Here is a 24,430-nt window from a genome sequence, read left to right as displayed (position 1 = left end):
CACGGGAGGAAAGGAACACATGAAGAAGCGCACCCTCACCGGAGCCCTCGCACTCGGAGCCGTCTCCGCCCTCGCACTCGGCGGTTGCGCCGCAGGGGCCGCCGCGTCCGAGACGCACGAGAACGGCGACCAGAAGGACCTCACCATCGCCGTCTTCAACGGCTGGGACGAGGGCATCGCCGCCAGCGAGCTCTGGAAGGCCGTGCTCACCGAGCAGGGCTACGACGTCACCCTCGAGTACGCCGACCCCGCGCCCGTCTACTCGGGCCTCACCACCGACGACTACGACGTGACGCTCGACACCTGGCTGCCGATCACGCACGCCGACTACATCGAGCAGTACGGCGACGAGCTCGTCGACCTCGGCGCCTGGAACGAGGACGCGAAGCTCACGATCGCCGTGAACGAGGACGCCCCGATCGACTCGCTCGACGAACTCGCCGCCAAGGCGGACCTGTTCGGCAACCGCCTCGTCGGCATCGAGCCGGGCTCGGGCCTCAACCGCGTGACGACCGACGCCGTGATCCCGGGCTACGGCCTCGAGGGCATGGAGTACCTCACGAGCTCCACGCCCGCGATGCTCTCGGAGCTGACGGCGGCGACGAAGAACGGCGAGAACATCGCCGTCACCCTGTGGCGCCCGCACTGGGCGTACGACGCCTTCCCGCTCAAGGACCTCGCCGACCCCGAGGGGGCGCTCGGCGACGCCGAGGGCATCCACGCCTTCGGCGGCAAGACCTTCGCCGAGCGCTTCCCGACGCTCGCGATGTGGATCGCCGACTTCGAGATGGACTCGGAGCTGCTGTTCTCGCTCGAGAACGCGATGTTCAACGAGTCCGACACCGACGACTACGGCCCCGTCGTCGAGGCGTGGATGGACGAGCACCGGGACTACGTCGACTCGCTCACCGACTGAGCCACGCTGACGGCGAGAACGGGCGAGGGGATGCCACGGGCCTCCCCTCGCCCGTTCGCCGTTCCCCCGGAAGCGGGGTGCGGAATCACGCGATCTGCATGTCGCCCGAGCGGGGTCGCGGACTAGCATCGCAATCGGATGCGCTTTTCGGGGGGAACGGATCCGCCCGTCGCGCGTCTGCGGTGCCGTCGACTCGGCGCCGCGAGCGGCGACGCCCTGGGAGGGACGACGATGGCCGAGCAGGACGACAACCAGTACACCCCGAGGTTCGCACGGCCCGGTGAGGCGACGCTCACCGACCGGCATCGGATCCCCCCGGGGGAGTCACTGCCGCAGACCGCCTACCAGATCATCCGCGACGAGATCATGCTCGACGGCAATGCGCGCCTGAACCTCGCGACGTTCGTCACCACGTGGATGGACGACGAGGCTCGGGCGCTCTACGCCGACGCATTCGACAAGAACATGGTCGACAAGGACGAATACCCGAAGACCGCGGCGATCGAGGAGAAGTGCTGGCGCATGCTGGCCGCCCTCTGGCACTCGCCCGACCCCGAGACGACGATCGGCACCTCGACGATCGGCTCGTCGGAGGCCGCGATGCTCGGCGGCCTCGCGATGAAGCGCCGGTGGCAGCAGGCGCGCCGTGCCGCCGGCAAGGACGCCTCGAAGCCGAACATGGTGATGTCGAGCGCCGTGCAGGTCTGCTGGGAGAAGTTCTGCAACTACTTCGACGTCGAGCCGCGCTACGTGCCGGTGAGCGACGAGCACCCGAAGCTCGACGGGTCGCAGCTCGAGCCGTACGTCGACGAGAACACGATCGGCGTCGTCGTCATCATGGGCGTCACGTACACGGGCGCCTACGAGCCGGTCAAGGAGATCTCCGACGCGCTCGACGCGCTGCAGGCGAAGACCGGCCTCGACGTCCCGATCCACGTCGACGGCGCCTCCGGCGCGATGATCGCCCCGTTCCTGCAGCCCGACCTCGAGTGGGACTTCCGGCTGCCGCGCGTGCACTCGATCAACACCTCGGGGCACAAGTACGGGCTCGTCTACCCGGGCCTCGGCTGGGTCGTCTGGCGCACCGCCGACGTGCTGCCCGACGACCTCATCTTCCGGGTCAGCTACCTCGGCGGCGAGATGCCGACGCTCGCGCTCAACTTCTCGCGCCCCGGCGCCCAGGTGCTGCTGCAGTACTTCCTCTTCCTGCGACTCGGCGTCACGGGGTACACGGCGGTGCAGCAGGCCTCGCAGGACGTCGCCCTGTACCTCTCGAAGGGGATCGGCAAGATCGACGCGTTCGAGCTCGTCAGCGACGGCAGCGACATCCCGGTGTTCGCGTGGCGCCTGAAGGCCGGCCACACCGACAACTGGAACCTCTATCACCTCCAGGACCGCCTCCGGCAGCGGGGATGGCTCGTGCCGGCGTACCCGCTCCCCGACGATCTCGGCGACCGCACGGTGCAGCGCATCGTCGTGCGCAACGGGCTGAGCATGGACCTCGCCGAGGATCTCCTCCGCGACATCAGGACTGAGACCGAGTACCTCGACGCGCTCGAGACGCCGATGCCCGTCGAGGGGGCACGGCCGGGATTCCACCACTAGTCGCCGCGGGAGGGGAAGCGCATGACGCAACCGGTCGAGCGTCGTCTTCGGCGCGAGGCGTGGGGCTTCGCGCTCGGCTCGATCTGCTTCTTCGTCGGACCGCTGCCCGCCTACGCGGCGTGGGCGGGCGCGGTCGGCGTCGGCGTGACCTTCTTCATCGGGTCGCTGCTGTTCACCACAGCCGGATTCATCCAGCTCAGCCTGAGTGGGCGCCGGCCGCCGCGGAAGGGCACGAATGCGGCCGACCGGGCCGACTGGTTCGCCGCCGCCGTGCAGTTCCTCGGCACCCTGTTCTTCAACGTGAGCACCGGGCAGGCACTCGTCTCCGCGATCCAGGCGCCCGACGCCGTCGGAGTCGGATGGCGCCCCGACGCGTTCGGCTCGATCGCGTTCCTCGTCTCGAGCGCGCTCGCGGTCGTCGCGACCAAGGATCGCGGGCAGCTGTGGGATCGTGATGCCCGGACGTGGCACGGCACCGGGTTGAACCTCCTCGGTTCGATCGCCTTCGGCATCTCGGCGATCGGGGCGTATCCCGTGAACGGCTCCGGAGAGCTGCTGAGCGAGCTGTGGGCGAACCTCGGAACGGTGATCGGCGCCTTCTGCTTCTTCACGGCGGCGGTGCTGTCGCGCCGGTCGGTGCTCCGCGAGCAGCGCGAGGGGGCGTCGACCGCCTGAACCCCGGGGCATCCGCGCTCGATTCGGCTGCGACCGGCCACTCTGCTAAACTGGCTCGTTGGCTGGGTACATCCACTGCCCAGACCGCGACAATCCCCATCGTTCCCCCGCGAGAAATCGCGGGATTCGGCGTGGGAGCGTCAGCAGACAAGAGACCTTGGGAGGGGCATCCGCCCCTCGGTATTGGAGGAAACCAATGGCAGCAGTGTGCCAGGTGACCGGAGCCGTTCCCGGCTTCGGACACAACATCTCGCACTCGCACCGCCGGACGAAGCGCCGCTTCGACCCGAACGTGCAGAAGAAGACGTACTTCGTTCCGTCGCTCCGTCGCAACATCACGATCAACGTGTCCGCCAAGGGCATCAAGGTCATCGATGCTCGCGGCATCGAGGCCGTCGTCCGTGACATGCAGGCTCGTGGGGTGAAGTTCTAATGGCGAAGCAGCAGGACGTCCGTCCCATCATCAAGCTCCGTTCGACGGCCGGCACCGGGTTCACCTACGTGACCCGCAAGAACCGTCGCAACAACCCCGACCGTCTCGTGCTCAAGAAGTACGACCCGGTGATCCGCAAGCACGTCGACTTCCGAGAGGAGCGCTAAATCATGGCGAAGAAGAGCAAGATCGCTCGCAACGAGCAGCGCAAGGTGATCGTCGACCGCTACGCCGAGAAGCGTCTCGAGCTGAAGAAGGCGCTCGTCGACCCGAACGGCACCGACGAGAGCCGCGAGGCCGCTCGCGTGGGCCTGCAGAAGCTGCCCCGCAACGCCTCGCCGATCCGCGTGCGTTCGCGTGACGCCATCGACGGCCGCCCCCGTGGCGTGCTCACCAAGTTCGGTGTCTCGCGTGTCCGCTTCCGCGACATGGCGCACCGCGGCGAGCTGCCCGGCATCACCAAGTCGAGCTGGTAAGCACGTAGCTTCACGCTTCACGCTTCACGAAGAGGGGCGCTCCGGAGAGATCCGGGGCGCCCCTCTTTCGCGTTTTCGGGGGACTCCCGTCGGCTTTCGCAGCGTCCTGGTGCGCTTTTCGGGGGACTCCCCGTTGTGGTGGCACCATCACGGGGGCCTGCTGCCGGTCGAGTCGGCGCCCATAGCGTTGACCCACCCGCGGGCGCATGCGCACGCATGGGAATTCACCGACGACGGAGGGCAGGCCGATGAAGCGCTGGAGCAGATCGATCTTCGGGGCGGCCGCTGCCGCCGCGCTCGTGCTGGGCGGGGGTGCGATCGCGTACGCCGACGACCTCGAGTCGACGGTCACCGTCGACGACCTCGTGGTCTCCACCCCGGTCGTCGACCTCGGCGTGCTCGCCTGCGGGTCGAGCAAGGACGTCGTGGTGAAGCTGAACCTCGATCGCGGAGGCAACGGAGCGGCGACCATCTTCCAGAGCGGGTCGACGCTGACCTTCTCGCGCACCTCGCAGACGAACGTCTCTGCGACGCAGCCGAGCCCGCCGACCATCACGCTCCCGGGCGACTGGGCGACGCTCGACCAGCACTCGACCGTCGACAGCGCGAAGACCACTTCGACGCTCACGGTCGCTGCGGGCGACGCGAACGGCGAGTTCACCGGGGAGGCGAACTACCAAGCGAGTGGAACGGTCGTCAACGGTGACACGAAGCTGCGGACCGCCTCGGTCCACGTGAGCTGGTCGGTCGAGGACTGCGGCGGCGTCGTCGACCCCCTCGACGAGACCGCCCCGGTCGTGATGCTCCTCTGCCCGACCGACCCGATCCCGCAGGGCGAGGAGGCCTACGCGAACTGGACCGCGAGTGATGAGGACGGGGGGTCCGGCGTCGCCGAGGGGTTCGAGAGCGGCCAGATCCTGCTCGACACCACGGCGCTCGGCGAGCACACCGCCACCGCCCCCGTCGGCACCGCGGAGGACAACGCGGGCAACCTCTCCGCCGAGGCATCCTGCACCTTCACCGTCGTCGACGTGACGCCGCCGGTGGTGACCCCCAGCTGTCCGGCCGCACCGGTGCTGCTCGGCTCGGCGGCCGAGGCGAGCTGGACGGCGACCGACGAGGAGAACGGCTCCGGCGTCGCCGCCGGCTACGAGGGCGGGTCGATCGCGCTCGACACCTCGAGCGTCGGCACGAAGACCGCGACCTTCGGTGAGGGCACGGCGCTCGACAAGGCCGGGAACGCGTCGGCCGCGGTGTCGTGCGAGTACTCCGTCATCTACGACTTCGACGGCTTCTTCCGACCGGTCGACATGGGCGGCGTCCTCAACTCGGTCAAGGCCGGCAGCGCGGTGCCGATGAAGTTCAGCCTCGGCGGAGACCAGGGCCTCGACATCGTCGCGGCCGGGCACCCGAAGGTCGTGTTCACGGCGTGCGGGACAGCCGGGATCGACGCGATCGAGACGACCGTGACGGCGGGCGCGAGCAGCCTGAGCTACGACCCCGTCGCAGACCAGTACGTCTACGTCTGGAAGACCGACAAGAGCTGGGCCGGCAAGTGCGGGACGTTCGCGCTGCAGCTCGACGACGGACTGACGCGCACCGCGATGTTCAAGTTCCTGAAGTAGCGGCCGGGACCCTCCGGAGGGCGCAATACCCGTCCGGAGGGCGGCAAACCCCTCCGGAGGTCCCGACACGCCGTGTGAAATCACCCAAGAAGGCCGGAAATCCGCGGGATTCCGCGGATCTCTGTTACATTCGAGGCGGCCTCAAGGCCACGGGGGCGGCGCAAGCTCGTTCCCGAATCTTCAACAAAGTGCTGTACATACAGCGAACGTCCGAGGAGGACATTCAATGGCTGACAAGTCGCTGAACAAGACCGAGCTCGTCGCGAAGATCGCTGCGTCGACCGGCCAGAGCCAGGCCACCGTCGACGCCGTGCTCGGCGGTCTGTTCGAGGCGCTCGCCGAGTCCGTGGGCTCGGGCACCAAGGTCTCCATCCCGGGCTGGCTCGCCGTCGAGCGCACGCACCGCGCTGCGCGCACCGGCCGCAACCCGCAGACGGGTGCCACCATCGAGATCCCGGCCGGCTACTCGGTCAAGGTCTCGGCCGGTTCGAAGCTCAAGGCTGCTGCCAAGTAACCAGGGCCTTCCCGAAGGGGCGCGCGGCGTGAGCCGCGCGCCCCTTCGTCGTCCCGCGACCGCACACGTTCCCGCAGAAGGGCCGGATGCCGCGGGGCCGCCCACGAGGCATCCAGCCTCTGCCGTCTAGGCTGGTTCGGTGCCCCGCTCCGTCCGAGTGCTCGGCCCTGCCGTGCTCACCGCCGTCGCCCTCGTGGCGACCTTCGCCGCACTCTCGTTCGGCGGAGGCGCCGCCGAACAGCTGATCCAGGACCCGGGGCCGCTCGCCCGCTACGGCGTGCCCGTCGCGAAGCTCTTCGTGAACCTCGGCGCCGCCGGCATGATCGGCGCGCTCGTGCTCGCCGTGTGGGCGCTGAGCCCGAAGAAGCGCGAGTTCGACCTCGCGCTCGACGTGGCCGCCGCGTCGGCCGCCGTGATGACCGTCGCGAGCGCGGCGACGGGGCTGTTCACCTTCATCCTCGTCACGGCGGTGCCGTTCGACCTCAGCGATGCCTTCGGGCAGAAGCTCGGGCAGTTCGTCACGACCATCGAGCTCGGGCAGTCGTGGCTCATCACCACGCTCGTCGCGGCCGCCGTGACCGTGCTCTGCTTCGCCGTGCGCAACCACACCGCGCTCGTCTTCGTGACGGTGCTCGCGGTCGCCTCGCTCGTGCCGATGGCGCAGCAGGGCCACGCGGCCGGCGCCGCGGGGCACGCGGCCGCCGTCACCGGGCTCGGCCTGCACCTCGTCTTCGCGGCGGTCTGGCTCGGCGGGCTCCTCACGATCGTGCTGCTGCAGCGCGAGCTCGGCGCGAAGCGCCTGCCCGTCGTGCTCGCGCGCTACTCGACCGTCGCGCTCATCTGCTTCATCGTCGTCGCCGTCTCGGGGTACGCGAGCGCAGCGCTCCGCATCGGCACGCTCGACCAGCTGGCCACGCCGTACGGCGCCCTCGTCGTCGTGAAGGTCGCCGCCCTGATCGCGTTGGGCCTCTTCGGTGCGGCGCAGCGGCGCTTCCTCATCGGGCGGATGTCACGGGGCGCGGGTTCGGGGTCGGGCACCTTCTGGTGGCTCGTCGTCGCCGAGCTCGCGTTCATGGGGCTCGCCTCGGGGGTGGCGGCTGCGCTCGCACGCACCGCGACCCCCGTCTCCGAGGAGGCCGGCGAACTGGCACGCACGCCCGCCGAGATCCTGACGGGCGAACCGCTGCCGCCGTGGCCCGAGACGTTCCGCTACTTCACCGAGTGGAACCCCGACCTCATCTGGCTGCTCGCCTGCGGCTTCGGCATCTTCTTCTACCTGGCGGGCGTCCGCCGGCTGCGCAAGCGCGGCGACAAGTGGCCCGTGTACCGCGCGGTGCTCTGGGTCTCGGGCCTGCTGCTGCTCGCCTACGTCACCAACGGCGGCGTGAACGTCTACGAGCAGTACCTGTTCTCGGCGCACATGCTCGCGCACATGGTGCTCACGATGGCGGTGCCGGTGCTGCTCGTGCCCGGTGCGCCCGTCACGCTCGCCGCCCGGGCGATCAAGCCCCGGAAGGACGGCTCGCGCGGCGGCCGCGAGTGGATCATGCTCGCCGTGCACTCGAGGTTCGCCGGCGTCATCGCGAACCCGATCGTCGCGGCCGTGCTCTTCGCCGGCTCGCTCTGGGTGTTCTACTACTCGCCGCTCTTCCGCTGGACGATGTTCGACCACATCGGCCACGAGTGGATGATCGTGCACTTCCTCATCACGGGCTACCTGTTCGTGCAGTCGCTCATCGGCATCGACCCGGTGCCGTACCGGCTGCCGTATCCGTTCCGGCTCCTGCTGCTGCTCGGCACGATGGCGTTCCACGCCTTCTTCGGCCTCGCGATCATGACCGGCACGGGGCTGCTCCTCGCCGACTGGTACGGCGCGATGGGCTGGGGAACCGACGCCCTCGCCGACCAGCAGCTCGGCGGCGGCATCGCCTGGTCGATCGGCGAGATCCCGACGGTCGCGCTCGCGATCACGGTCGCGTTCCAGTGGTCGCGCAGCGACGAGAAGGAGTCGAAGCGCCGCGACCGCCACGCCGACCGCACGGGCGACGCCGAGCTCGAGGAGTACAACGCCCGGCTCGCCGCGATCGCCGCCCGCGACGACGAACGCTGATCCGCCCGCGGCATCCCGCTCGTCACGTTGCTTCTGCAGGAAGACAGCCCTGTCCCCGGGTGTCAGGGCACCATGGCGCCCGAGATCCTGCGCGAGCGGCAGGGCCGGCGACGCGCTACTGCAGCTGGATCGCGATCGACCCGTCGGGGCGGATCGTCGCCGCGAGCGCGAGGGTGAACGGGCGATCCTCCTCGAGCGTGTAGTAGTGGCCGTCGAAGAGGTCCTGCACCTCGACCGAGATGTGCGCGACGCCCTCGGTGGGCGGCATGTCGAACGAGTCCTCGCCGGCGGTGAGCGTCACCTGGGGGGTCGTGATGATGCTCCAGGTCGGTTCGCTCGTGACCCGGTCGTCGATCTCGATGCCGAAGGGGCAGTCGGCGGGCTGCAGCACCTTCTGCGCGGCGCAGGCGGCGAGGTACTCGTCGACCTTGGTCTGCACCCGCTCGACGAATGCCGGGGTGGGCTGGGCGTCGACCGTGACGGCGACCTGCTCGGCCGCGCTCGCCGGAACCGTCACGTGCGGTGCCGCGAGCAGGGGCGAGTCGTACGAGAACTCGTAGACGGCGGGGGCGATGGCGAGGTACTGGGCGACCTGGGTGAACGCGGCGAGCTCGTCGCCGGTCTTCGTCGCGCGGGTGTCGAGGGTCAGCGTGCCGACGGTGAAGAGCGGGTTGTGGGCCGCGGTCACGTCGATCACGGCGAGCGGGCTGTCGGCGAACTCCCATCGGGCGAGCACCCCGTAGAGCGGCTCGATCGGACGCACCTCGAAGGTCGACTCGGTGATCTCGGTGCCGAGGCGGTAGCTCGCCGTCACCGTGTGGCTGCCGTCGGGGTTCGTGACGTCGTCGACGATCTCGATGTCCTCGGGCGCCGACTCGACGACCCCCGATCGGAGCATCGCCGTCGAGATGTCGGCGGGCAGGCCGAGCTCCTCCAGCGTGGCGTCGTCGAGGGCGACGCCGGGCGTCGTCGACGCGGTCGCGATGTCGTCGTCGGCGATGGCCTCGAGGTAGCCCTGCACGAAGCTCGACGCACCGTAGATCGACTGGTTCAGTCCGCCGAGCGCGGCCAGGAACGCGGCGATGAGGAGCGCGGCGAGCCCGGCCCACCCGGCGACGGCCAGCAGCGAGACCCGGCTCCGCACCTCGCCAGCATTCCCCACCCGCACAGTCTATGTTTCGCGGCGAGGCGAAGCTGGGCATCTCCACAGCCGGTGCGAACGACGCGGATGCCACGGAGTCGGCCCCGCGGGCCCGGGCCGCCCCCGTACGCGGTTACAGTGGGAGCGCCGCCGCGCGGGCCCCCCGGCGCGGCGTCGGCCCGAGACATCCGCCCCATCGAAAGACCGCCGTGCAGAACGTGACCCTCTCCCGCGAACAGGCCGCGGTGTTCCAGGCGATCGAGGACACCCGCGAGCACGTCTTCGTCACCGGGCGTGCGGGCACCGGCAAGTCGACGCTGCTCAACCACCTCAACTGGCAGACGAAGAAGCAGATCGTGATCTGCGCACCGACCGGGGTCGCCGCACTGAACGTGGGCGGGCAGACGATCCACTCGCTGTTCCGCCTGCCGATCGGGGTCATCGCCGACCACGACATCGACCAGAACGACACCGTCCGCAAGATCCTCAACGCGATGGACACGCTCGTCGTCGACGAGGTGTCGATGGTGAACGCCGACCTGATGGACGCGATGGACCGCTCGCTGCGGCAGGCGCGGCAGCGGCCGCTCGAGCCGTTCGGCGGCGCGCAGGTCGTGCTCTTCGGCGACCCGTACCAGCTCGCGCCGGTGCCCGGCGATGCCGACGAGCGGGCGTACTTCGCCGACACCTACGACTCGATGTGGTTCTTCGACGCGAAGGTCTGGCGCGAGGCCGACCTCAAGATCTTCGAGCTCGGCGAGATCCACCGCCAGCACGACGACGAGTTCAAGCAGCTGCTCAACGCCGTGCGGCACGGGCGGGTGACGGCCGAGATGGCCGGCATCCTCAACGGGGTCGGCGCCCGGCGCCCACTGCCCGAGCAGGGCGCGATCACCCTCGCCACGACGAACAGCACGGTGAACCGCATCAACGCCACCGCGCTGAAGCGCCTCCCCGGCACCTCGAAGGCGAACGCCGCCGACGTGAACGGCGACTTCGGCGGCCGGGCGTTCCCCGCCGACGAGCGGCTCGAGCTGAAGGTCGGCGCGCAGGTGATGTTCCTCCGCAACGACACGGCGATCGGCCCGGAGGGGCAGCGCTGGGTCAACGGCACGATCGGCACGATCACCTCGCTCAAGCGCGAGGTGCGGGTCGAGATCGACGGCGAGGAGCACGAGATCGAGCCCGTCACCTGGGAGAAGTACCGCTACACCTGGGATCCGACGCGCAAGAAGCTCGAGAAGGAGGTCGTCGCCGAGTTCACCCAGTTCCCGCTGCGGCTGGCCTGGGCGGTGACGATCCACAAGTCGCAGGGCGCGAGCTACGACACGGCGATCGTCGACCTCGGACCGCGCGTCTTCAGCCCGGGCCAGACGTACGTCGCGCTGAGCCGGCTCACCTCGCTCGAGGGCCTGTACCTGCAGCGGCCGCTGCGGCCGAGCGACATCATCGTCGACCGCAACGTCGAGCGCTTCATGGCGGGCGCCGCCCGCGAGATCGGCACCGCCGCCCGCTGAGCCGTCGTGCGCAGCCGCGGCCGGGCGACGTCCGGCGGCTCGGCGCGCGCATCCGGAGCGACGCGTCGGGAACCATCCGCGCGCGTCCGGACATAACCCTCTGAGGGGGAGATCCGACCGCCCCCTCGTCGCCCGCCCAGCCGGGCGAATCCCGCATCGCGGGTTACAATTTGACCGGACACACGGCTGAGGGGGCACGGTGGCTGACCGTACTGGGGGCAGGCGGCGAGCGGCTTCGGCACTCGCGGCGATCATCGCCGTCCTCGCGCTCGCCGGGTGCACCGGCGGATCCGTCGATCCGTCGAGCCGGTTCGAGCCCGTCGACGCCGCCTACAGCGCCGACGTCGCCGAGCAGCTCGACCAGGTGCTCGAGCAGGCCGTCGCGCTCAGCGGTTCGAGCGGCGGCGTCGCCGGCGTCTGGTCGCCGTGGTCGGGCGGATGGACCGGCGCGACCGGCACCGTCGACTTCCGCGAGAACTCGCCGAAGGTGACCGAGGAGACCGGCTTCCACCTCACCACGGTGACGTCCGAGATCACGTGTCTCATCCTGTTGCGCCTCGTCGACGCCGGCACGCTCTCGCTCGACGACCAGGTCTCCGAGTACGTCGACCGGGTGCCGGGACTCGAGGGCATCACCCTCGAGCAGCTGTGCCGCCACACCTCGGGCATCGCCGACTACTACCCGGGGCTCGAGGCGCACTTCATCACGAACCCCGAGCGCATCTGGTCGCCGAACGAGCTGCTCGCCGGCGGTCTCGCGACCACCCGCACCGGGCAGCCCGGCGAAGTATGGGCGTACTCGCGCACCGGTGTGCTGCTGCTCGCCCGCGCCATGGAGGAGGCGACCGGGCGCGACTGGAGCCAGCTCGCCGAGGAGTACGTGCTCGAGCCCCTCGGCCTCGACGACACCGAGATCCCGGTGCCCGGCGACACGCGTCACGAGGGGAGCCTCGGCGCCTACGCGGCGGGAACCGGCGCCGACGGCAAGCTCGACTGCACGGTGATCCACGACGACTCCGCCCAGTCGAGCTCGATGGGCGCCTCCGCAGCGGGGGCGAGGTCGGACCTCGACGACACCCGGCGGTTGAGCGAGGCCTTCGCGACCGGGGCCATCGTCGGCGAGCACAGCGCCCGCGAGCTGTGGACGACGGAGCATCTCGGCGGCGACGCGCCGGTCTGGGAGCAGTTCGGCCTCGGCGGCGCCCAGTACGGTCCGTTGCGCGGCACCGCGGGGGAGTCGGCCGGTTCGCTGACCGCCGCGTTCACGGACCCCGAGACCGGGCTCACGGTCGTCATCGCGCTCAACAACTCGACCTCGGGCGAGGCCTTCGCACGCGAGGCGGCGTTCGCCCTCGCCTCGATCGGGTCGAAGGCCAAGGCGAGCGAGGGCCGCGAGCAGCCGCTCGTCGAGCTGCCGTGGTCGCTCGAGCAGGCGACGGCCAAGATGCAGGAGCTCGCGCTGTGCCCGACGGCGGCCGACGCCGTCGAGGCCGAGGGCGAGAAGCCGGCGGAGGGGTAGTCCGCCCGGCCCGTCGGCCGTCGCCGACGGCTCAGCGCGGGCCGGGGCGCTCTCCGGCGGCCGCCTTGCGAGCGATCTCCGCGATGCGCTTGGCCTTCGACCCGATCGAGGCGAGGGCGATCTGCGAGAGGGCCCACCGCCGCACCGAGGCGGGGAACGACTCCCAGTTGGCACGGGCGGCCGGGTCGGCATCGAGCAGGGCGGTCAGCTCGGCCGGCTCGACGAGCCGGTCGGCGTCGTCGAACACGGTCCACATGCCGTTCGCCTTCGCCGCCTCGATCGCGGCGCGACCGGCGGGCTGCATGTAGCCCTCGGCCTCGATGCGCTCGACGCGCGCCTTGTTCGTCGCCGCCCAGGGGCTGCGCGGCTTGCGCGGCGAGAACCACTGCCCGTGCCGCTCGTCGTCGAGGGTCTTCGCCTGGCCGTCGATCCAGCCGACGGCGAGCGCCTCCATGACCGCGTCCTCGTAGGGGATGCGCGGGCGCCCGGTGGCGGTGCGCCACGAGACGAACCAGACGCCGTCCGCTCGGCCCTGGTGCTCGAGCAGCCAGGCGCGCCATGCCGCGCGGGACTCGGGCTGGAAGTACTCGGATGCGTCGCCGTCGGCCATGCCGACAGGCTAGCGAACGGTGCGGAGCGTCGCGCCGGGCGCCGCTCACCACCGCTGCGATACTGGTGCCGAGCATCCGCTCGTCGCTCAACGGATCATCGGAAGCCGGACTGCCAATGGACGAATGGTCGGTCGCATCGCCCGAGGGCGATGACGCGAACGTCGACGCGAGTGATTTCGCCGCTCGCGCAGAGCTCGGGCGGGCCGCGAGGCGGCGCGCACCGCGCGACTCGCCGGCCGACTGGTCGCCGGCGCCCGACCGGCCCGACCCGGTCGGTCTCCTCGAGGAGCAGGCGGCGACCAGGGTTCCCGAGCTCGTGCCGATCCGGCACGCCCGCATGATGACCTCCGCGTTCGCGTTCTTCCGCGGCGCCGCGCTCATCATGGCCGCCGATCTCGCATCGATGCCCGTCTCGGGGCTCACCGTGCAGCTCTGCGGCGATGCGCACCTCTCGAACTTCGGGGTCTTCGGCACCCCCGAGCGCCGGCTCGTGTTCGACATCAACGACTTCGACGAGACCCTGCCCGGCCCGTGGGAGTGGGACGTGGCCCGTCTCGCGGCGAGCTGCGAGGTCGCTGGGCGGCATCGCGGATTCGGCGCGAAGGAGCGGCGGAGCATCGCGCTCGCGGCGGCGCGCGGCTATCGCGAGCAGATGACGCACGCGGCCGAGGAGCGGGTGCTCGACGCCTGGTACGACCGCCTCGACGCCGAGCAGTTCCTCGCGCTCGTGCAGGCCGAGCACCGTGCCGATCACGTCGACTCGAAGCAGGTGAAGCGCACCGAGGCGGGGCTCGCGAAGGCGCGCACCCGCGACAGCATCAGGGCGGCGAGCAAGCTGGTCGAGGTCGTCGACGGCGAGCTGCGGATCATCGCCGATCCGCCGCTCATCGTGCCGCTCGAGGATCTCAGGCCCGAGGGCCGCTCGGCCGAGGACGACGAGCGCGAGCTCCGCCGGCTGCTGCGCGACTACCAGGCCACGCTGCCGCTCGCGAGGCACCCGCTGGCCGAGTACCGCTACGCGCACATGGCGCGCAAGGTCGTCGGCGTCGGCAGCGTCGGCATGCGGGCGTGGATCCTGCTGCTCCGCGGACGGGACGACGACGATCGGCTCCTGCTGCAGGCCAAGCAGGCCGAGGCCTCGGTGCTCGAGCGATTCCTGCCGCCGAGCGAGTTCGCGCACCACGGTGAGCGCGTCGTGCGCGGCCAGCGCCTCATGCAGGCGGCGAGCGACCTGTGCCTCGGATGGCAGCGCGTGACCGGCCATGACGGTGTCGAGCGCGACTACACCGTGCGGCAGCTGCACGACTGGAAGGGTTCGATCGACCTCGACGTCCTTCCGCTCGAGTCCCTGCGCCTATATGCGCGGATCTGCGGTGCAACGCTCGCCCGGGCCCACGCGCGCTCGGGCGACCGGGTCGCGATCGCCGCGTACCTCGGCTCGAGCGACCGCTTCGACGAGGCGATCGCGGGGTTCGCCGCAACGTACGCCGAGCAGAACGCGCGCGACCATCGGGCACTGCTCGACGCGGTCGCGTCGGGGCGTCTCGAGGCGGCCGCCTCCGCCTGAGCGTCGCATTCATCGGCGCGCGGACGCCTCGGCCTGCCGCCGCGTGGCGATTCGGCGTACGCTCTCCCCAGAGGCATCCGTAACCCCCTGGGGAGGGAGCATCATGTGCCGCTGGCTGGCGTACTCGGGTGAGCCGATCCAACTCTCGAAGCTCATCCTCGACACGCAGAACTCGCTCGTCGCCCAGTCGCTGAACTCTCCGCTCGGCGCCGAGACCGTCAACGGCGACGGGTTCGGCGTCGGCTGGTACCCGACGGACGCCGTGGCCGGGACGGCGCCCACGTTCTTCCACAGCATCGAGCCGGCGTGGCACGACGAGAACCTGCGCGAGATCACGCACGCGATCGAGAGCCCGCTCTTCTTCGCGCACGTGCGCGCGGCGGCCGGTCCGCCGATCCAGCAGACGAACTGCCATCCGTTCCGTCACGACAACTGGCTGTTCATGCACAACGGCGCCCTCGCCGGCCTGTCCCGCGTGCGGCGCGACCTCGCGCTCGCGGTGGCGCCCGAGTTCTACCCGCTCATCCGGGGCACGACCGACTCCGAGCTGCTGTTCTATCTCGCCCTCACGCTGGGGCTCCGCGACGACCCGGTCGCCGCGATGACCGCGGCGGTCCGCAAGATCGAGGAGATCGGCCATTCGCACGACGTCGAGTTCCCGATGCAGGGCACCATCGCGGTCTCCGACGGCTCAGTCGTGTGGGCGTTCCGGTACTCGTCGGCGGGGCGCACCCGCACCCTGTTCCACTCGATCGCCATGGCGACCCTCCAGGAGATGTATCCCGAGGAGGAGCGGCTGCGGGGATTCGGCGCCCGCGCGCGCGTCATCGTGTCCGAGCCGCTCAGCAACCTGCCCGGCGCCTTCGTCGAGGTGCCGGAGGCGACCGTCGCGATCCTCGAGGACGGGCAGTACCGGCACGAGCCGTTCCTCGAGAACGCCGAGTAGTCCGCCCGCGCGGCCTTCGGCGCCCGGCGGATTCCCAGCCGGTCGCCTCGCACCGTGCAGTACGCTCGGGGGGTATTCGTCCGCGGCATCGCCGCGGTGATCCGCGAGTGTCCCGGCCAGGAGGTGCGATGTCGTCGAGCGCGGCCCGTGCTGCCGGCCGTTCACGCATCGGCGCGGTGCGCCGGGCACTGCTCGCACTGCTCGGCGTGGCCGCGGTGCTCGTCGGGCTGCTCGCGATGCACACGGCGGGGTCGGGTGCCGAGCACGCCGCCGCCGGTGCCGTCGCGCACGGGGCGCAGGCGCACGCCGTGACCGAGCCGGGCAAGGGCGACCAGGCCGCGTCGCCCGCCGCCTCCGCCGCGGAGCACCACGCGCCCGCGGGCCTCGGCACGACGGCGCTCGTCGCGTCAGTCGTCGCCTCGGCCGGTGAGGCTGTCGCCTGCGACGAGGCGTGCATGAGCGCGCTGAGCGATTGCGCGCTCATGGTGATGAGCTGCGCGATGCTGCTCGTGCTCGTCGCGTTCGTGCTGCTCGCGGGCGGTCCGGCCGTGTTCCGTCGCCTGCTCGAGCGCGGTGCGACGCTGCTGGCCGCGCTCCTCCGGGTCATCCCCCCGCACCTGCACCGACCCGATCTCACCGTTCTCTCCATCAGTCGCACCTGAGTCGAACCCGGCGCCCGTCGACCGGGCGTGGCTTCGCCATGCCCGTCGGCAGTCACCCGATCGACCCCGACGAATGGAAGAACACTGATGCGAACTGCACGAAAGCTCCTGATCACGGCCGCCGCGGCGGCCACCGCCCTCGCGCTCGCCGGCTGCGCCGACAGCTCGATGGAGGGCATGGACCACGGCGACGGCTCCGCCTCGACCCCCGCGACCGATTCGAGCGCCGCCTCGGCGGCGGGCGCGAACGGCGCCGACGTCGCCTTCGCGACGATGATGATCCCGCACCACGAGCAGGCGATCGAGATGAGCGAGCTCCTGCTCGCCGAGCCCGAGCTGAGCGACCCGGTCCGGGCGCTCGCCGAGGGCGTCATGGCGGCCCAGCAGCCCGAGATCGACCAGCTGCGCGACTGGCTCGCCGAATGGGGCCAGGGGGAGGCCGACATGGGCGGCATGGACCACGGCGACGGCATGATGTCGGAGGACGACCTCGTCGCGCTCGAGGCCGCCGCCGGCGCCGAGGCCGAGCGGCTCTACCTCGAGCAGATGATCGTGCACCACGAGGGCGCGGTCGAGATGGCCGAGGCCGAGATCGCCGACGGCGAGCACCCCGACGCGGTGGCGATGGCCGAACGCATCGTCGCCACCCAGTCCGACGAGATCGCGCTGATGCAGGAGCTGCTCGGCGCGTCTCCGCGTGGATAGCGGCTCGCCGCAGCCGCTGTCGCGTCGCGCCGCCCGGGAATCCGAGGCGGCGCGACGCCGGCGCGGCACGACGCCCGACCGCCGACCCCTGCAACCGATCCGGAGGAGCACCCCATGACCGAGAACACCCCGAAGCCCGCGGCGAAGGCCGGCGCCGAGGCATCCCGACGCCGGAGGATCGTCTGGGTGAACGTCGCCCTCATCGCGGCCTTCATCGCGATCGTCGCGCTCGCGTTCGCACTGCTCCGGCCGCAGACGGCGCCGCCGGCGTCGGGCGGCGCGGGCCAGTCCTCCTCGGATGCCGCCGCCCCCACGGTGCGCGCCGACAGCCACGTCCTCGGCGAGCCCGGAACGAGCGGGGTCACCGTCGTCGAGTTCCTCGACTTCGAGTGCGAGGCGTGCGGGGCGTTCTTCCCGCTCGTGGAGCAGCTGCGCGAGGAGTACGCCGGCGAGGTGACGTTCGTCACGCGCTACTTCCCGCTCGACGGCCACCTGAACTCGCGCAACGCCGCGGTCGCCGCCGAAGCCGCCGCTCAGCAGGGCGCATTCGAGCCGATGTACGCGAAGCTCTTCGCGACGCAGGCCGAATGGGGCGAGCAGCGCGAGTCGCGGGCTCCGCTCTTCCGCGAGTTCGCGGGCGAGCTCGGGCTCGACCTCGCGGCGTACGACGCGGCCGTCGCCGACCCCGCCACGCTCGCCCGCGTCGAGTCCGACCGCATCGACGGCGTCGCGCTCGGCGTGCAGTCGACGCCGACCTTCTTCGTGGACGACGAGAAGCTCAGGCTCGAGGCCTACGACGACCTGCAGGCGGGGATCGAGGCGGCGCTCGAGGCCGCGGGGGAGTAGCGGGGGCCTGCACGCGCCGCGGCCCGGGTGGGCGGGCCGCGAGTCGTTCAGAAGAGGTGACGCCGCGAGCGCGCCCGAGTGCCATGATGAGCCAGGTTTTCTGATCACGATCGGGGGCGGCACGTGGTGATGGATCGAACGCGGGTGCCGGCGTATCTCGTGGCCGCCGCCGGAGCGGCGTGCGCCGTCGCACTGACGGTGGGACTCACCGGCTGCACGGAGGGCATGAGCAGCGTCGACCGGGCCAAGGCGCAGGTCACGGCGAAGGAGAAGGCCGTCGCGGCGGCCGAGGCGGAGCTCACCGAGGCCTCGGCCGAGTTCTGCGGGGCGAGCAAGAGCTACATCGCCGCGCTCGACCGGTACGGCGACGTGCTCGCCGAGACGGCACCGACCGTCGGCGACGTGCGCGAGGCGGGAGCCGACCTCACCGAACCCCGGGACGACGCCTTCGACGGCGCCGAGTCGGCGGTCGAGGCCCAGCAGGAGCTCGTGGTCGCCCAGCAGGAGCTGGCGGACGCCCGCGCCGCGCTCGCCGTGGCCGAGGCGGGCCCGACCGGTTCGCCGGCCGTCCCGTCGACCGCGCCGCCGACCGCAGCACCGCTGGCGCCGACGGCATCTGTCGACCGGGTGAAGCAGGCCGACGCGGAGTTCGCCGACGCCCAGGCCGCGGTCACCGAGGAGACGCCGCTGGCGGAGGCGTCCGAGCAGTTCAACAGCGCGGTGGTCGCCCTCGAGATGGCGTGGCTGAACCTGTTCGCCGATGCCGGGTGCCTCACCGACGACCAGCAGGTGCAGGCCGAGGCCGCGGTCGGCGCGTACACGCTGGCACTGCAGCAGGACCTCGCGGCGACGGGCTACTACGCGGGCACCGTCGACGGGGTCTCCGGCCCGATGACCGTGCAGGCGATCGAGGACCTGCAGAAGGCCAACGGCCTGCCGGTGACGGGCACCGTCGACAAGGCGACCGCGGCCGCCCTGCAGGCCGAGCTGCTCGCGCTCGGCGGCGCGGCGGCGCAGGACTCCCTGGCCTCGACCGCCGCGGTCCAGCAGACGCTCAAGCTGCTCGGGTTCTGGGACGGCCCGGTCGACGGGAAGTGGACCGACGAGCTGACCGAGGCGGTGCAGGCCTTCCAGGTCGAACTGGGCGTCGACCCGACCGGGGCGGTCGACGCCGCCACGATCGCCGCCTTCGAACGGGCGGTCGCCGAACATCAGGCGGCCGACGCTGCGAGCCTCGAGCCCGAGCCGTCGACGGAGCCGCCGAGCGCGGAGGGCTAGCGCTCAGTCGCCCGCGAGGGGGGATGGCCGGGGATCGAGCACCGCCGAGACGATCGCCTCGATCGCGAACTCGGTCGCCTCGGCGAGCCCGACCTCGTCGGGAGCGTGCAGCCACTGCACCTGCAGGCCGTCCATGACCGCGATGATCGCGGCCGCGGCGTTCGACACGGCGTGCGTGTCGCTGACGCCGCGCTCGGCGCAGACGACGCCGAACGCCTCGACGACCTGCCCGCGGAGGACGCGGTAGCGCTCGGAGAAGTACGCCTGGGCGGGATGGGCATCGGTCACCGACTCGCCCGACAGCACGACGAACGCCTGGACGATGCCGGCCCGCTGCGCGTTGGCGAACGCCGTGCGCACGAGGTGGCGGAAGAGCTCGATCCCGCCCGGGATGTGCTGCTCCTCGAGGTCGGCGACGTCGCTCTGGTCGCGATAGGTGAGGACCTCCATCAGCAGTTGGTCCTTCGAGCCGAAGTGGTGCAGGATTCCGGCGTGTGTCATTCCGACGTGTTCGGCGATCTCGACCAGCGTGCCGTTCGTGTAGCCCTTGCTGCCGAAGACCTCGGTCGCCGCCTGCAGGATCTCGCGGCGCTTCGCGAGCGTCTCGGGGCGCGAGCGAGGCCGCTTCACGGTGTCCGACATCCTGCCCCCTCTCGATGACCTTCCGACCGGTAAGTCTATGCCGATCATCGTCGACGGAAGCGGCGGCGCGTCACCGCCGCGACATCCCGCTTGCAATTTGCTGACTTGTCAGTAAGGTAAATCGCGAGCACCACACCACGCTGTGACAGCGACGTCCGCACCGCCCCATCTCAGGGCATCGAGAGGCACGCGCCGCGCAGTGACGATCACATCCGATCCGGCCGAGCCGGACGACGAACCCTGAGGAGACAGCAGTGAGGCTGAAGCCCGCATTGGTGGCCGCGAGTATCGCGGCCGCGCTCGTGCTCACCGGATGCACGAGCGGAAACTCGAACGAAGGAGGCGCCGAAGCGGGCGCCGCCCTCACCATCGCCAAGCCCGACGGCCCGATCACGACCGAGGGCAACAACCCCTGGATCAGCGACTCGTCGGCGATGCGCCTCGGCTACGCCAACGCGATCTTCGAGCCCCTCGGCATCGTGAACCTCGTCGACCCGAGCGCCGACGTCGTGCCGTGGCTCGCGTCGGAGATCGCCTGGTCCGACGACTACACCTCGGTGCAGCTGACCGCCCGGGACGGCGTGAAGTGGAACGACGGCGAGGACTTCACCGCCGACGACATCGCCTTCACGTTCGAGCTGATCAAGGGCAACCCCGCCCTCGACACGAAGGCCCTCGGCATCTCCGAGGTCTCGGTCGACGGCAACGTGGCGACGGTGACGTTCGCGGCGCCGATGTTCGTCAAGCAGGACAAGGTCCTGCACACGCTCATCCTCCCCGAGCACGTCTGGTCCGAGGTCGACGACCCGACCACGTTCGTCAACGAGGACCCGGTCGGCACCGGCCCCTACGTGCTGAGCAACTTCGACAGCCAGGCCGTCACGCTCACGGTGCGCGACGACTACTGGGGCGGCGAGGTCGCCGTGCCGACGCTCTACTACGTGTCGTACGCCGAGAACACGGCCCTCACGACGGCGCTCGCCAACGGCGACGCCGACTGGGCGCAGGCCTTCATCCCGAACGTGCAGTCGGCCTACCTCGACAAGGACCCCGAGCACAACGTCTACTGGGCGGCGGCCGGCCTCGGCACCGACTCGATGTTCGTCAACACCACGACGAAGCCCTTCGACGACGTCGCGTTCCGCCAGGCCGTCAACCTCGTCGTCGACCGGCAGAAGCACCAGGAGATCGCCCGCGAGGGCGGCGTGCCCGAGCTGACGAGCGTCACCGGCCTGCCCACCCCCGCCGGCGACGCGTACATCGCCGACGAGTTCCAGGGCGAGGAGTACTCGGTCGACGTCGACGCCGCCAAGGAGGTGCTCTCGGACGCCGGGTACACCTGGGACGGCGAGACCCTCGTCGACCCCGACGGCGAGCCGGTGACCTTCACCCTCACCGTCCCGCAGGGCTGGAACGACTACGTGACCGGCATCAGCCTCATCGCCGACTCCGTCAAGGCGCTCGGCGTCGAGGCGGCCGTCGACACGCCCGACGCCGACACCTGGTGGGCGGCCAAGAGCGAGGGCGACTTCCAGGCGATCCTGCACTGGACCGACTCGGGCGCCACGCCGTACGACCTGTACAGCGACCAGATGGACGGCCGCTTCCTGAAGCCGATCGGCGAGGCCGCCGATTTCAACTTCGGCCGCTTCGACAGCCCCGAGGCGACGGCCGCGCTCGCCGAGTACGCGAACGCGACCGACGACGAGACCCGCACCGCCGCCCTCGAGTCGGTGCAGAAGATCTTCGTCGAGCAGGTTCCGACGATCCCCGTCGGCACGCGCCCCTTCATCGGCCAGTACAACACCCGCAATTACGTGGGATGGCCCGGCGAGGACGACCCGTACGCCCCCGCCGACCCGACGCAGCCGACCGCGGTCTACATCCTGACCAAGCTGCAGCCGGCCGACTGATCCACCCCAGCGGGAGCCGGGCCGGCGACGGCCCGGCTCCCGCACCACGTGAGAGACACGACACATGAGCGACGACGCCCTCCTCACCATCACCGACTTCAGCGTCACCTACGAGAGCGACCCGCCTGTCGAGGCGGTTCGCGAGGTCAGCCTCGAACTCCGACGGGGCGAGATCCTCGGCCTGGCCGGCGAGTCGGGCTGCGGCAAGACCACCCTCGCCTACGGGGTGCAGCGGCTGCTGAAGCCGCCCGCCGTCATCACCGGGGGCGAGGTCGTCTTCCACGACGCGTCCGGCGAGGACGTCTCGATCGGCGCCCTCACCGTCGACGAGATGCGCCGCTTCCGCTGGAACAAGGCGTCGATGGTCTTCCAGGGCGCGATGAACGCGCTCAACCCCGTGCTCCCGATCGGCCGCCAGCTCGCCGACGTGTTCACGACGCACCGCCCCGGCATGAGCCGCGCCGAGCGCACCCGCGAGTGCGGCGAGCTGCTCGAGATCGTCGGGGTCGGCCGCGACCGGCTGAAGTCGTTCGCCCACGAGCTCTCGGGCGGCATGCGCCAGCGCGTGATGATCGCGATGGCGCTCGCGCTCCGGCCCCAGCTCATGATCATGGACGAGCCCACGACGGCCCTCGACGTGCTCGTGCAGCGAGACATCCTGCGCAAGATCTCGGAGCTGCGGCACGAGTTCGGCTTCTCGGTCGTCTTCATCACACACGACCTGCCGCTCCTCCTCGAGATCTCCGATCGCATCGCGGTCATGCGCGAGGGCCGCATCGTCGAGCTCGACACCGCCGAGCGCCTCTACCGCGATCCGCAGCACGAGTACACGCGGACCCTCCTGAGCTCGTTCCCGAGCCTCACCGGCGACCGCGGCGACTTCGTGCGCGCCGCGTCGAACGCGCCGCTCACCACGTCCACCGTCGCCCAGGAGCTCTCGGCATGACCGTCCTCGAATTCCGCCACGTCACGAAGCGCTACCGGGTGCGCGGGGCGGGCCGGATGCTCGCCCTCGACGACGTCGACTTCACCCTGCGCAGCGGCCAGACCCTCGCACTCGTCGGCCAGTCGGGCAGCGGCAAGTCGACCATCGCGAAGATCATCACCCAGCTCGAACGCCAGAGCGAGGGGCAGGTGCTGCTCGACGAGCAGCCGATCCCGCGGTCGGGCCGCGCGCTGCGCCGGTATCGCGCGCAGGTGCGGATGGTCTTCCAGGACCCGTTCGCCTCGCTGAATCCGTACCACACGATCCGCCACCACCTCGAGCGGCCGTTGCGGCTCGACAAGGTCGTGCCGCGCGACGAGGTCGACGCCGAGGTGCACCGACTCCTCGAGCGGGTTCGACTCGACGCCGCCCGCGTCATCGACCGCCGGCCGCACGAGCTCTCGGGCGGCCAGCGCCAGCGCGTCGCGATCGCCAGGGCGCTCGCCTCGCGACCGAGCCTCCTCGTCGCCGACGAGCCCGTGTCGATGCTCGACGTCTCGATCCGGCTCGGCGTGCTGAACCTCCTCGCCGAGCTCCAGCGCGAGTCGCAGCTCGGCGTGCTCTACATCACGCACGACCTCGCGACCGCCCGCCACTTCAGCGACGAGATCATGGTGCTCCACCACGGCCGGGTGGTCGAGCGAGGCCCCGCCGACGACGTCATCCTGCGTCCGACGCAGGAGTACACCCGCGCGCTGCGCGATGCATCCCCCGACCCCGACCGCCACTTCGCGGCCCCGAGCGCCGAAGGAGCCCGCGCGTGAGGTTCATCGTCCGACGCGTCCTCTTCTACCTCGTCACCCTGTGGGCGGCGATCACGATCAACTTCTTCCTGCCGCGCATGATGAAGGGCGACCCCGTCTCCGCGTTCCTCGCGAAGAACCAGGGCAAGATCAGCCCCGAGGCGGCCTCGGCCCTGCGCACGCTGTTCGGTCTCGACCAGGAAACGCCGCTCTGGCAGCAGTACCTCGACTACTGGCGCCTGCTGCTGAGCGGCGACCTCGGTCGCTCCTTCTCGCACGGGCTCTCGCCCGTCACCGACGTCATCGCCGTCGCGCTGCCGTGGACCATCGGGCTCGTCGGCCTCGCGACGATCATCTCGTTCCTGCTCGGCACCGCGACGGGCGCGTTCATCGGCTGGCGGCGCGGCAGCAGGGCCGACGCGCTCCTCCCCGTCGCCACCTTCTTCTCGACGGTGCCGTACTTCTGGATGGGCCTCATCGCGATCGCGATCTTCTCGACGACGCTCGGCTGGTTCCCCGCCTCGCACGCCTACGACAAGGGCGTCACCCCCGGGTTCAACGCCGAGTTCATCGGCAGCGTCATCTACCACGGCACCCTGCCGGCGCTCACGATCGTCGTCGCCTCGCTCGGCGGCTGGATCCTCGGCATGCGCAACATGATGATCACGGTGCTCGACGAGGACTACATCACGGTCGCGCAGGCGAAGGGCCTGCCCGAGCGCGAGGTCGTCACCGGCTACGCCGCCCGCAACGCGATGCTGCCGCAGCTGTCGAGCTTCGCGCTCTCGCTCGGCTTCATCGTCGGCGGCACCCTCGTCATGGAGCTCGTCTTCTCGTACCCGGGCGTCGGCAAGCTGCTGCTCGACGCGACCAACGCCAAGGACTACCCGCTCATGCAGGGCCTGTTCCTGGTCATCACGCTCGCGGTGCTCGCGGCGAACATCCTCGCCGACATCGCCTACGCGATCCTCGACCCGCGCGCCCGCCAGCTGGAGGCCTGA

Annotated in this window: 24 protein-coding genes; 21 read left to right on the top strand and 3 right to left on the bottom strand. The window is 70.7% G+C overall.

The features are described from left to right. Positions 1-19: 19 nt before the first annotated feature. From ACFVSL_RS12860 to ACFVSL_RS12820, 9 genes are all read left to right on the top strand, one after another. Positions 20-916, top strand: coding sequence for a glycine betaine ABC transporter substrate-binding protein (locus ACFVSL_RS12860; protein ID WP_386941369.1), 897 nt, complete (start codon positions 20-22; stop codon positions 914-916). Between the two features lie 231 nt (positions 917-1,147). Next, positions 1,148-2,521 carry a glutamate decarboxylase gene (locus ACFVSL_RS12855; protein WP_386941367.1) on the top strand — a complete coding sequence of 458 codons (1,374 nt, stop codon included), beginning with the start codon at positions 1,148-1,150 and terminating at the stop codon, positions 2,519-2,521. A 21-nt stretch (positions 2,522-2,542) separates the two neighbouring features. Further along, positions 2,543-3,196: a hypothetical protein gene (locus ACFVSL_RS12850; RefSeq protein ID WP_386941366.1), complete on the top strand. Its 654-nt coding sequence runs from the start codon at positions 2,543-2,545 to the stop codon at positions 3,194-3,196. 196 nt (positions 3,197-3,392) lie between these two features. After that, positions 3,393-3,629: a 50S ribosomal protein L28 gene (gene rpmB / locus ACFVSL_RS12845; RefSeq protein ID WP_157423720.1), complete on the top strand. Its 237-nt coding sequence runs from the start codon at positions 3,393-3,395 to the stop codon at positions 3,627-3,629. After that, positions 3,629-3,796 (top strand): 50S ribosomal protein L33, encoded by a 168-nt coding sequence (gene rpmG / locus ACFVSL_RS12840; protein ID WP_157423719.1) that lies wholly within the window; start codon positions 3,629-3,631, stop codon positions 3,794-3,796. Before rpmB ends, rpmG begins: the two co-directional genes overlap by 1 nt. Positions 3,797-3,799: 3 nt before the next feature. After that, the gene (gene rpsN, locus ACFVSL_RS12835) at positions 3,800-4,105 is read left to right on the top strand and encodes a 30S ribosomal protein S14 (RefSeq protein WP_022889040.1); all 306 of its coding nucleotides are present in this window, start codon (positions 3,800-3,802) and stop codon (positions 4,103-4,105) included. A 248-nt stretch (positions 4,106-4,353) separates the two neighbouring features. Further along, positions 4,354-5,730, top strand: coding sequence for a PxKF domain-containing protein (locus ACFVSL_RS12830; protein ID WP_386941365.1), 1,377 nt, complete (start codon positions 4,354-4,356; stop codon positions 5,728-5,730). Positions 5,731-5,956: 226 nt separating this feature from the next. Further along, the gene (locus tag ACFVSL_RS12825; protein ID WP_022889039.1) at positions 5,957-6,244 is read left to right on the top strand and encodes an HU family DNA-binding protein; all 288 of its coding nucleotides are present in this window, start codon (positions 5,957-5,959) and stop codon (positions 6,242-6,244) included. 139 nt (positions 6,245-6,383) lie between these two features. Then, complete coding sequence (locus ACFVSL_RS12820; RefSeq protein ID WP_386941364.1) at positions 6,384-8,354, top strand: cytochrome c oxidase assembly protein; 1,971 nt, start codon at positions 6,384-6,386, stop codon at positions 8,352-8,354. A gap of 115 nt (positions 8,355-8,469) precedes the next feature. On the opposite strand, the gene ACFVSL_RS12815 is transcribed toward ACFVSL_RS12820, so the two are convergent. Beyond that, positions 8,470-9,516: a hypothetical protein gene (locus ACFVSL_RS12815; RefSeq protein ID WP_386941363.1), complete on the bottom strand. Its 1,047-nt coding sequence runs from the start codon at positions 9,514-9,516 to the stop codon at positions 8,470-8,472. Positions 9,517-9,704: 188 nt separating this feature from the next. Between ACFVSL_RS12815 and ACFVSL_RS12810 the strand changes: the two genes are divergently transcribed. Continuing rightward, a complete protein-coding gene (locus ACFVSL_RS12810; protein ID WP_386941362.1) occupies positions 9,705-11,012 on the top strand; it encodes an ATP-dependent RecD-like DNA helicase in 1,308 nt (435 codons plus the stop codon). 199 nt (positions 11,013-11,211) lie between these two features. Further along, positions 11,212-12,531 (top strand): serine hydrolase domain-containing protein, encoded by a 1,320-nt coding sequence (locus ACFVSL_RS12805; RefSeq protein ID WP_386941361.1) that lies wholly within the window; start codon positions 11,212-11,214, stop codon positions 12,529-12,531. A 31-nt stretch (positions 12,532-12,562) separates the two neighbouring features. On the opposite strand, the gene ACFVSL_RS12800 is transcribed toward ACFVSL_RS12805, so the two are convergent. Further along, positions 12,563-13,141, bottom strand: coding sequence for a YdeI family protein (locus tag ACFVSL_RS12800; protein WP_386941360.1), 579 nt, complete (start codon positions 13,139-13,141; stop codon positions 12,563-12,565). A gap of 116 nt (positions 13,142-13,257) precedes the next feature. Here ACFVSL_RS12800 and ACFVSL_RS12795 point away from each other — a divergent pair, with 116 nt between their 5' ends. From ACFVSL_RS12795 to ACFVSL_RS12770, 6 genes are all read left to right on the top strand, one after another. Further along, complete coding sequence (locus ACFVSL_RS12795; RefSeq protein WP_386941359.1) at positions 13,258-14,709, top strand: DUF2252 domain-containing protein; 1,452 nt, start codon at positions 13,258-13,260, stop codon at positions 14,707-14,709. A gap of 103 nt (positions 14,710-14,812) precedes the next feature. Further along, on the top strand, positions 14,813-15,655 hold the full coding sequence (locus ACFVSL_RS12790) for a class II glutamine amidotransferase (protein WP_386941358.1): 843 nt from the start codon (positions 14,813-14,815) through the stop codon (positions 15,653-15,655). Positions 15,656-15,783: 128 nt separating this feature from the next. Next, positions 15,784-16,317 carry a hypothetical protein gene (locus tag ACFVSL_RS12785; RefSeq protein WP_386941357.1) on the top strand — a complete coding sequence of 178 codons (534 nt, stop codon included), beginning with the start codon at positions 15,784-15,786 and terminating at the stop codon, positions 16,315-16,317. 87 nt (positions 16,318-16,404) lie between these two features. Next, positions 16,405-17,022, top strand: coding sequence for a DUF305 domain-containing protein (locus tag ACFVSL_RS12780; protein WP_386941356.1), 618 nt, complete (start codon positions 16,405-16,407; stop codon positions 17,020-17,022). A 114-nt stretch (positions 17,023-17,136) separates the two neighbouring features. Further along, positions 17,137-17,868: a DsbA family protein gene (locus ACFVSL_RS12775; protein WP_386941355.1), complete on the top strand. Its 732-nt coding sequence runs from the start codon at positions 17,137-17,139 to the stop codon at positions 17,866-17,868. Positions 17,869-17,997: 129 nt separating this feature from the next. Beyond that, the gene (locus tag ACFVSL_RS12770) at positions 17,998-19,146 is read left to right on the top strand and encodes a peptidoglycan-binding protein (protein ID WP_386941354.1); all 1,149 of its coding nucleotides are present in this window, start codon (positions 17,998-18,000) and stop codon (positions 19,144-19,146) included. A 3-nt stretch (positions 19,147-19,149) separates the two neighbouring features. Here the strand turns inward: ACFVSL_RS12770 and ACFVSL_RS12765 are convergent, their stop codons facing one another. Next, positions 19,150-19,788 carry a TetR/AcrR family transcriptional regulator gene (locus ACFVSL_RS12765; RefSeq protein ID WP_386941353.1) on the bottom strand — a complete coding sequence of 213 codons (639 nt, stop codon included), beginning with the start codon at positions 19,786-19,788 and terminating at the stop codon, positions 19,150-19,152. Positions 19,789-20,063: 275 nt separating this feature from the next. Here ACFVSL_RS12765 and ACFVSL_RS12760 point away from each other — a divergent pair, with 275 nt between their 5' ends. The 4 genes from ACFVSL_RS12760 (at position 20,064) to ACFVSL_RS12745 (ending at position 24,430) form a co-directional block, all read left to right on the top strand. Then, the gene (locus ACFVSL_RS12760; RefSeq protein ID WP_386941352.1) at positions 20,064-21,701 is read left to right on the top strand and encodes an ABC transporter substrate-binding protein; all 1,638 of its coding nucleotides are present in this window, start codon (positions 20,064-20,066) and stop codon (positions 21,699-21,701) included. A 64-nt stretch (positions 21,702-21,765) separates the two neighbouring features. Continuing rightward, the gene (locus ACFVSL_RS12755) at positions 21,766-22,647 is read left to right on the top strand and encodes an ABC transporter ATP-binding protein (protein WP_386941351.1); all 882 of its coding nucleotides are present in this window, start codon (positions 21,766-21,768) and stop codon (positions 22,645-22,647) included. After that, positions 22,644-23,450, top strand: a complete 807-nt coding sequence (locus ACFVSL_RS12750; protein ID WP_386941350.1) for an ABC transporter ATP-binding protein — start codon at positions 22,644-22,646, stop codon at positions 23,448-23,450. Before ACFVSL_RS12755 ends, ACFVSL_RS12750 begins: the two co-directional genes overlap by 4 nt. Continuing rightward, complete coding sequence (locus ACFVSL_RS12745; protein WP_386941349.1) at positions 23,447-24,430, top strand: ABC transporter permease; 984 nt, start codon at positions 23,447-23,449, stop codon at positions 24,428-24,430. The genes ACFVSL_RS12750 and ACFVSL_RS12745 overlap by 4 nt, the downstream gene beginning before the upstream one ends.

The organism is Agromyces sp. NPDC058064 (genome assembly GCF_042885275.1).
Lineage (GTDB): Bacteria > Actinomycetota > Actinomycetes > Actinomycetales > Microbacteriaceae > Agromyces.
Note: the sequence above shows the minus strand (reverse complement) of the source record. Positions and strands in the feature narration are given on the sequence as shown.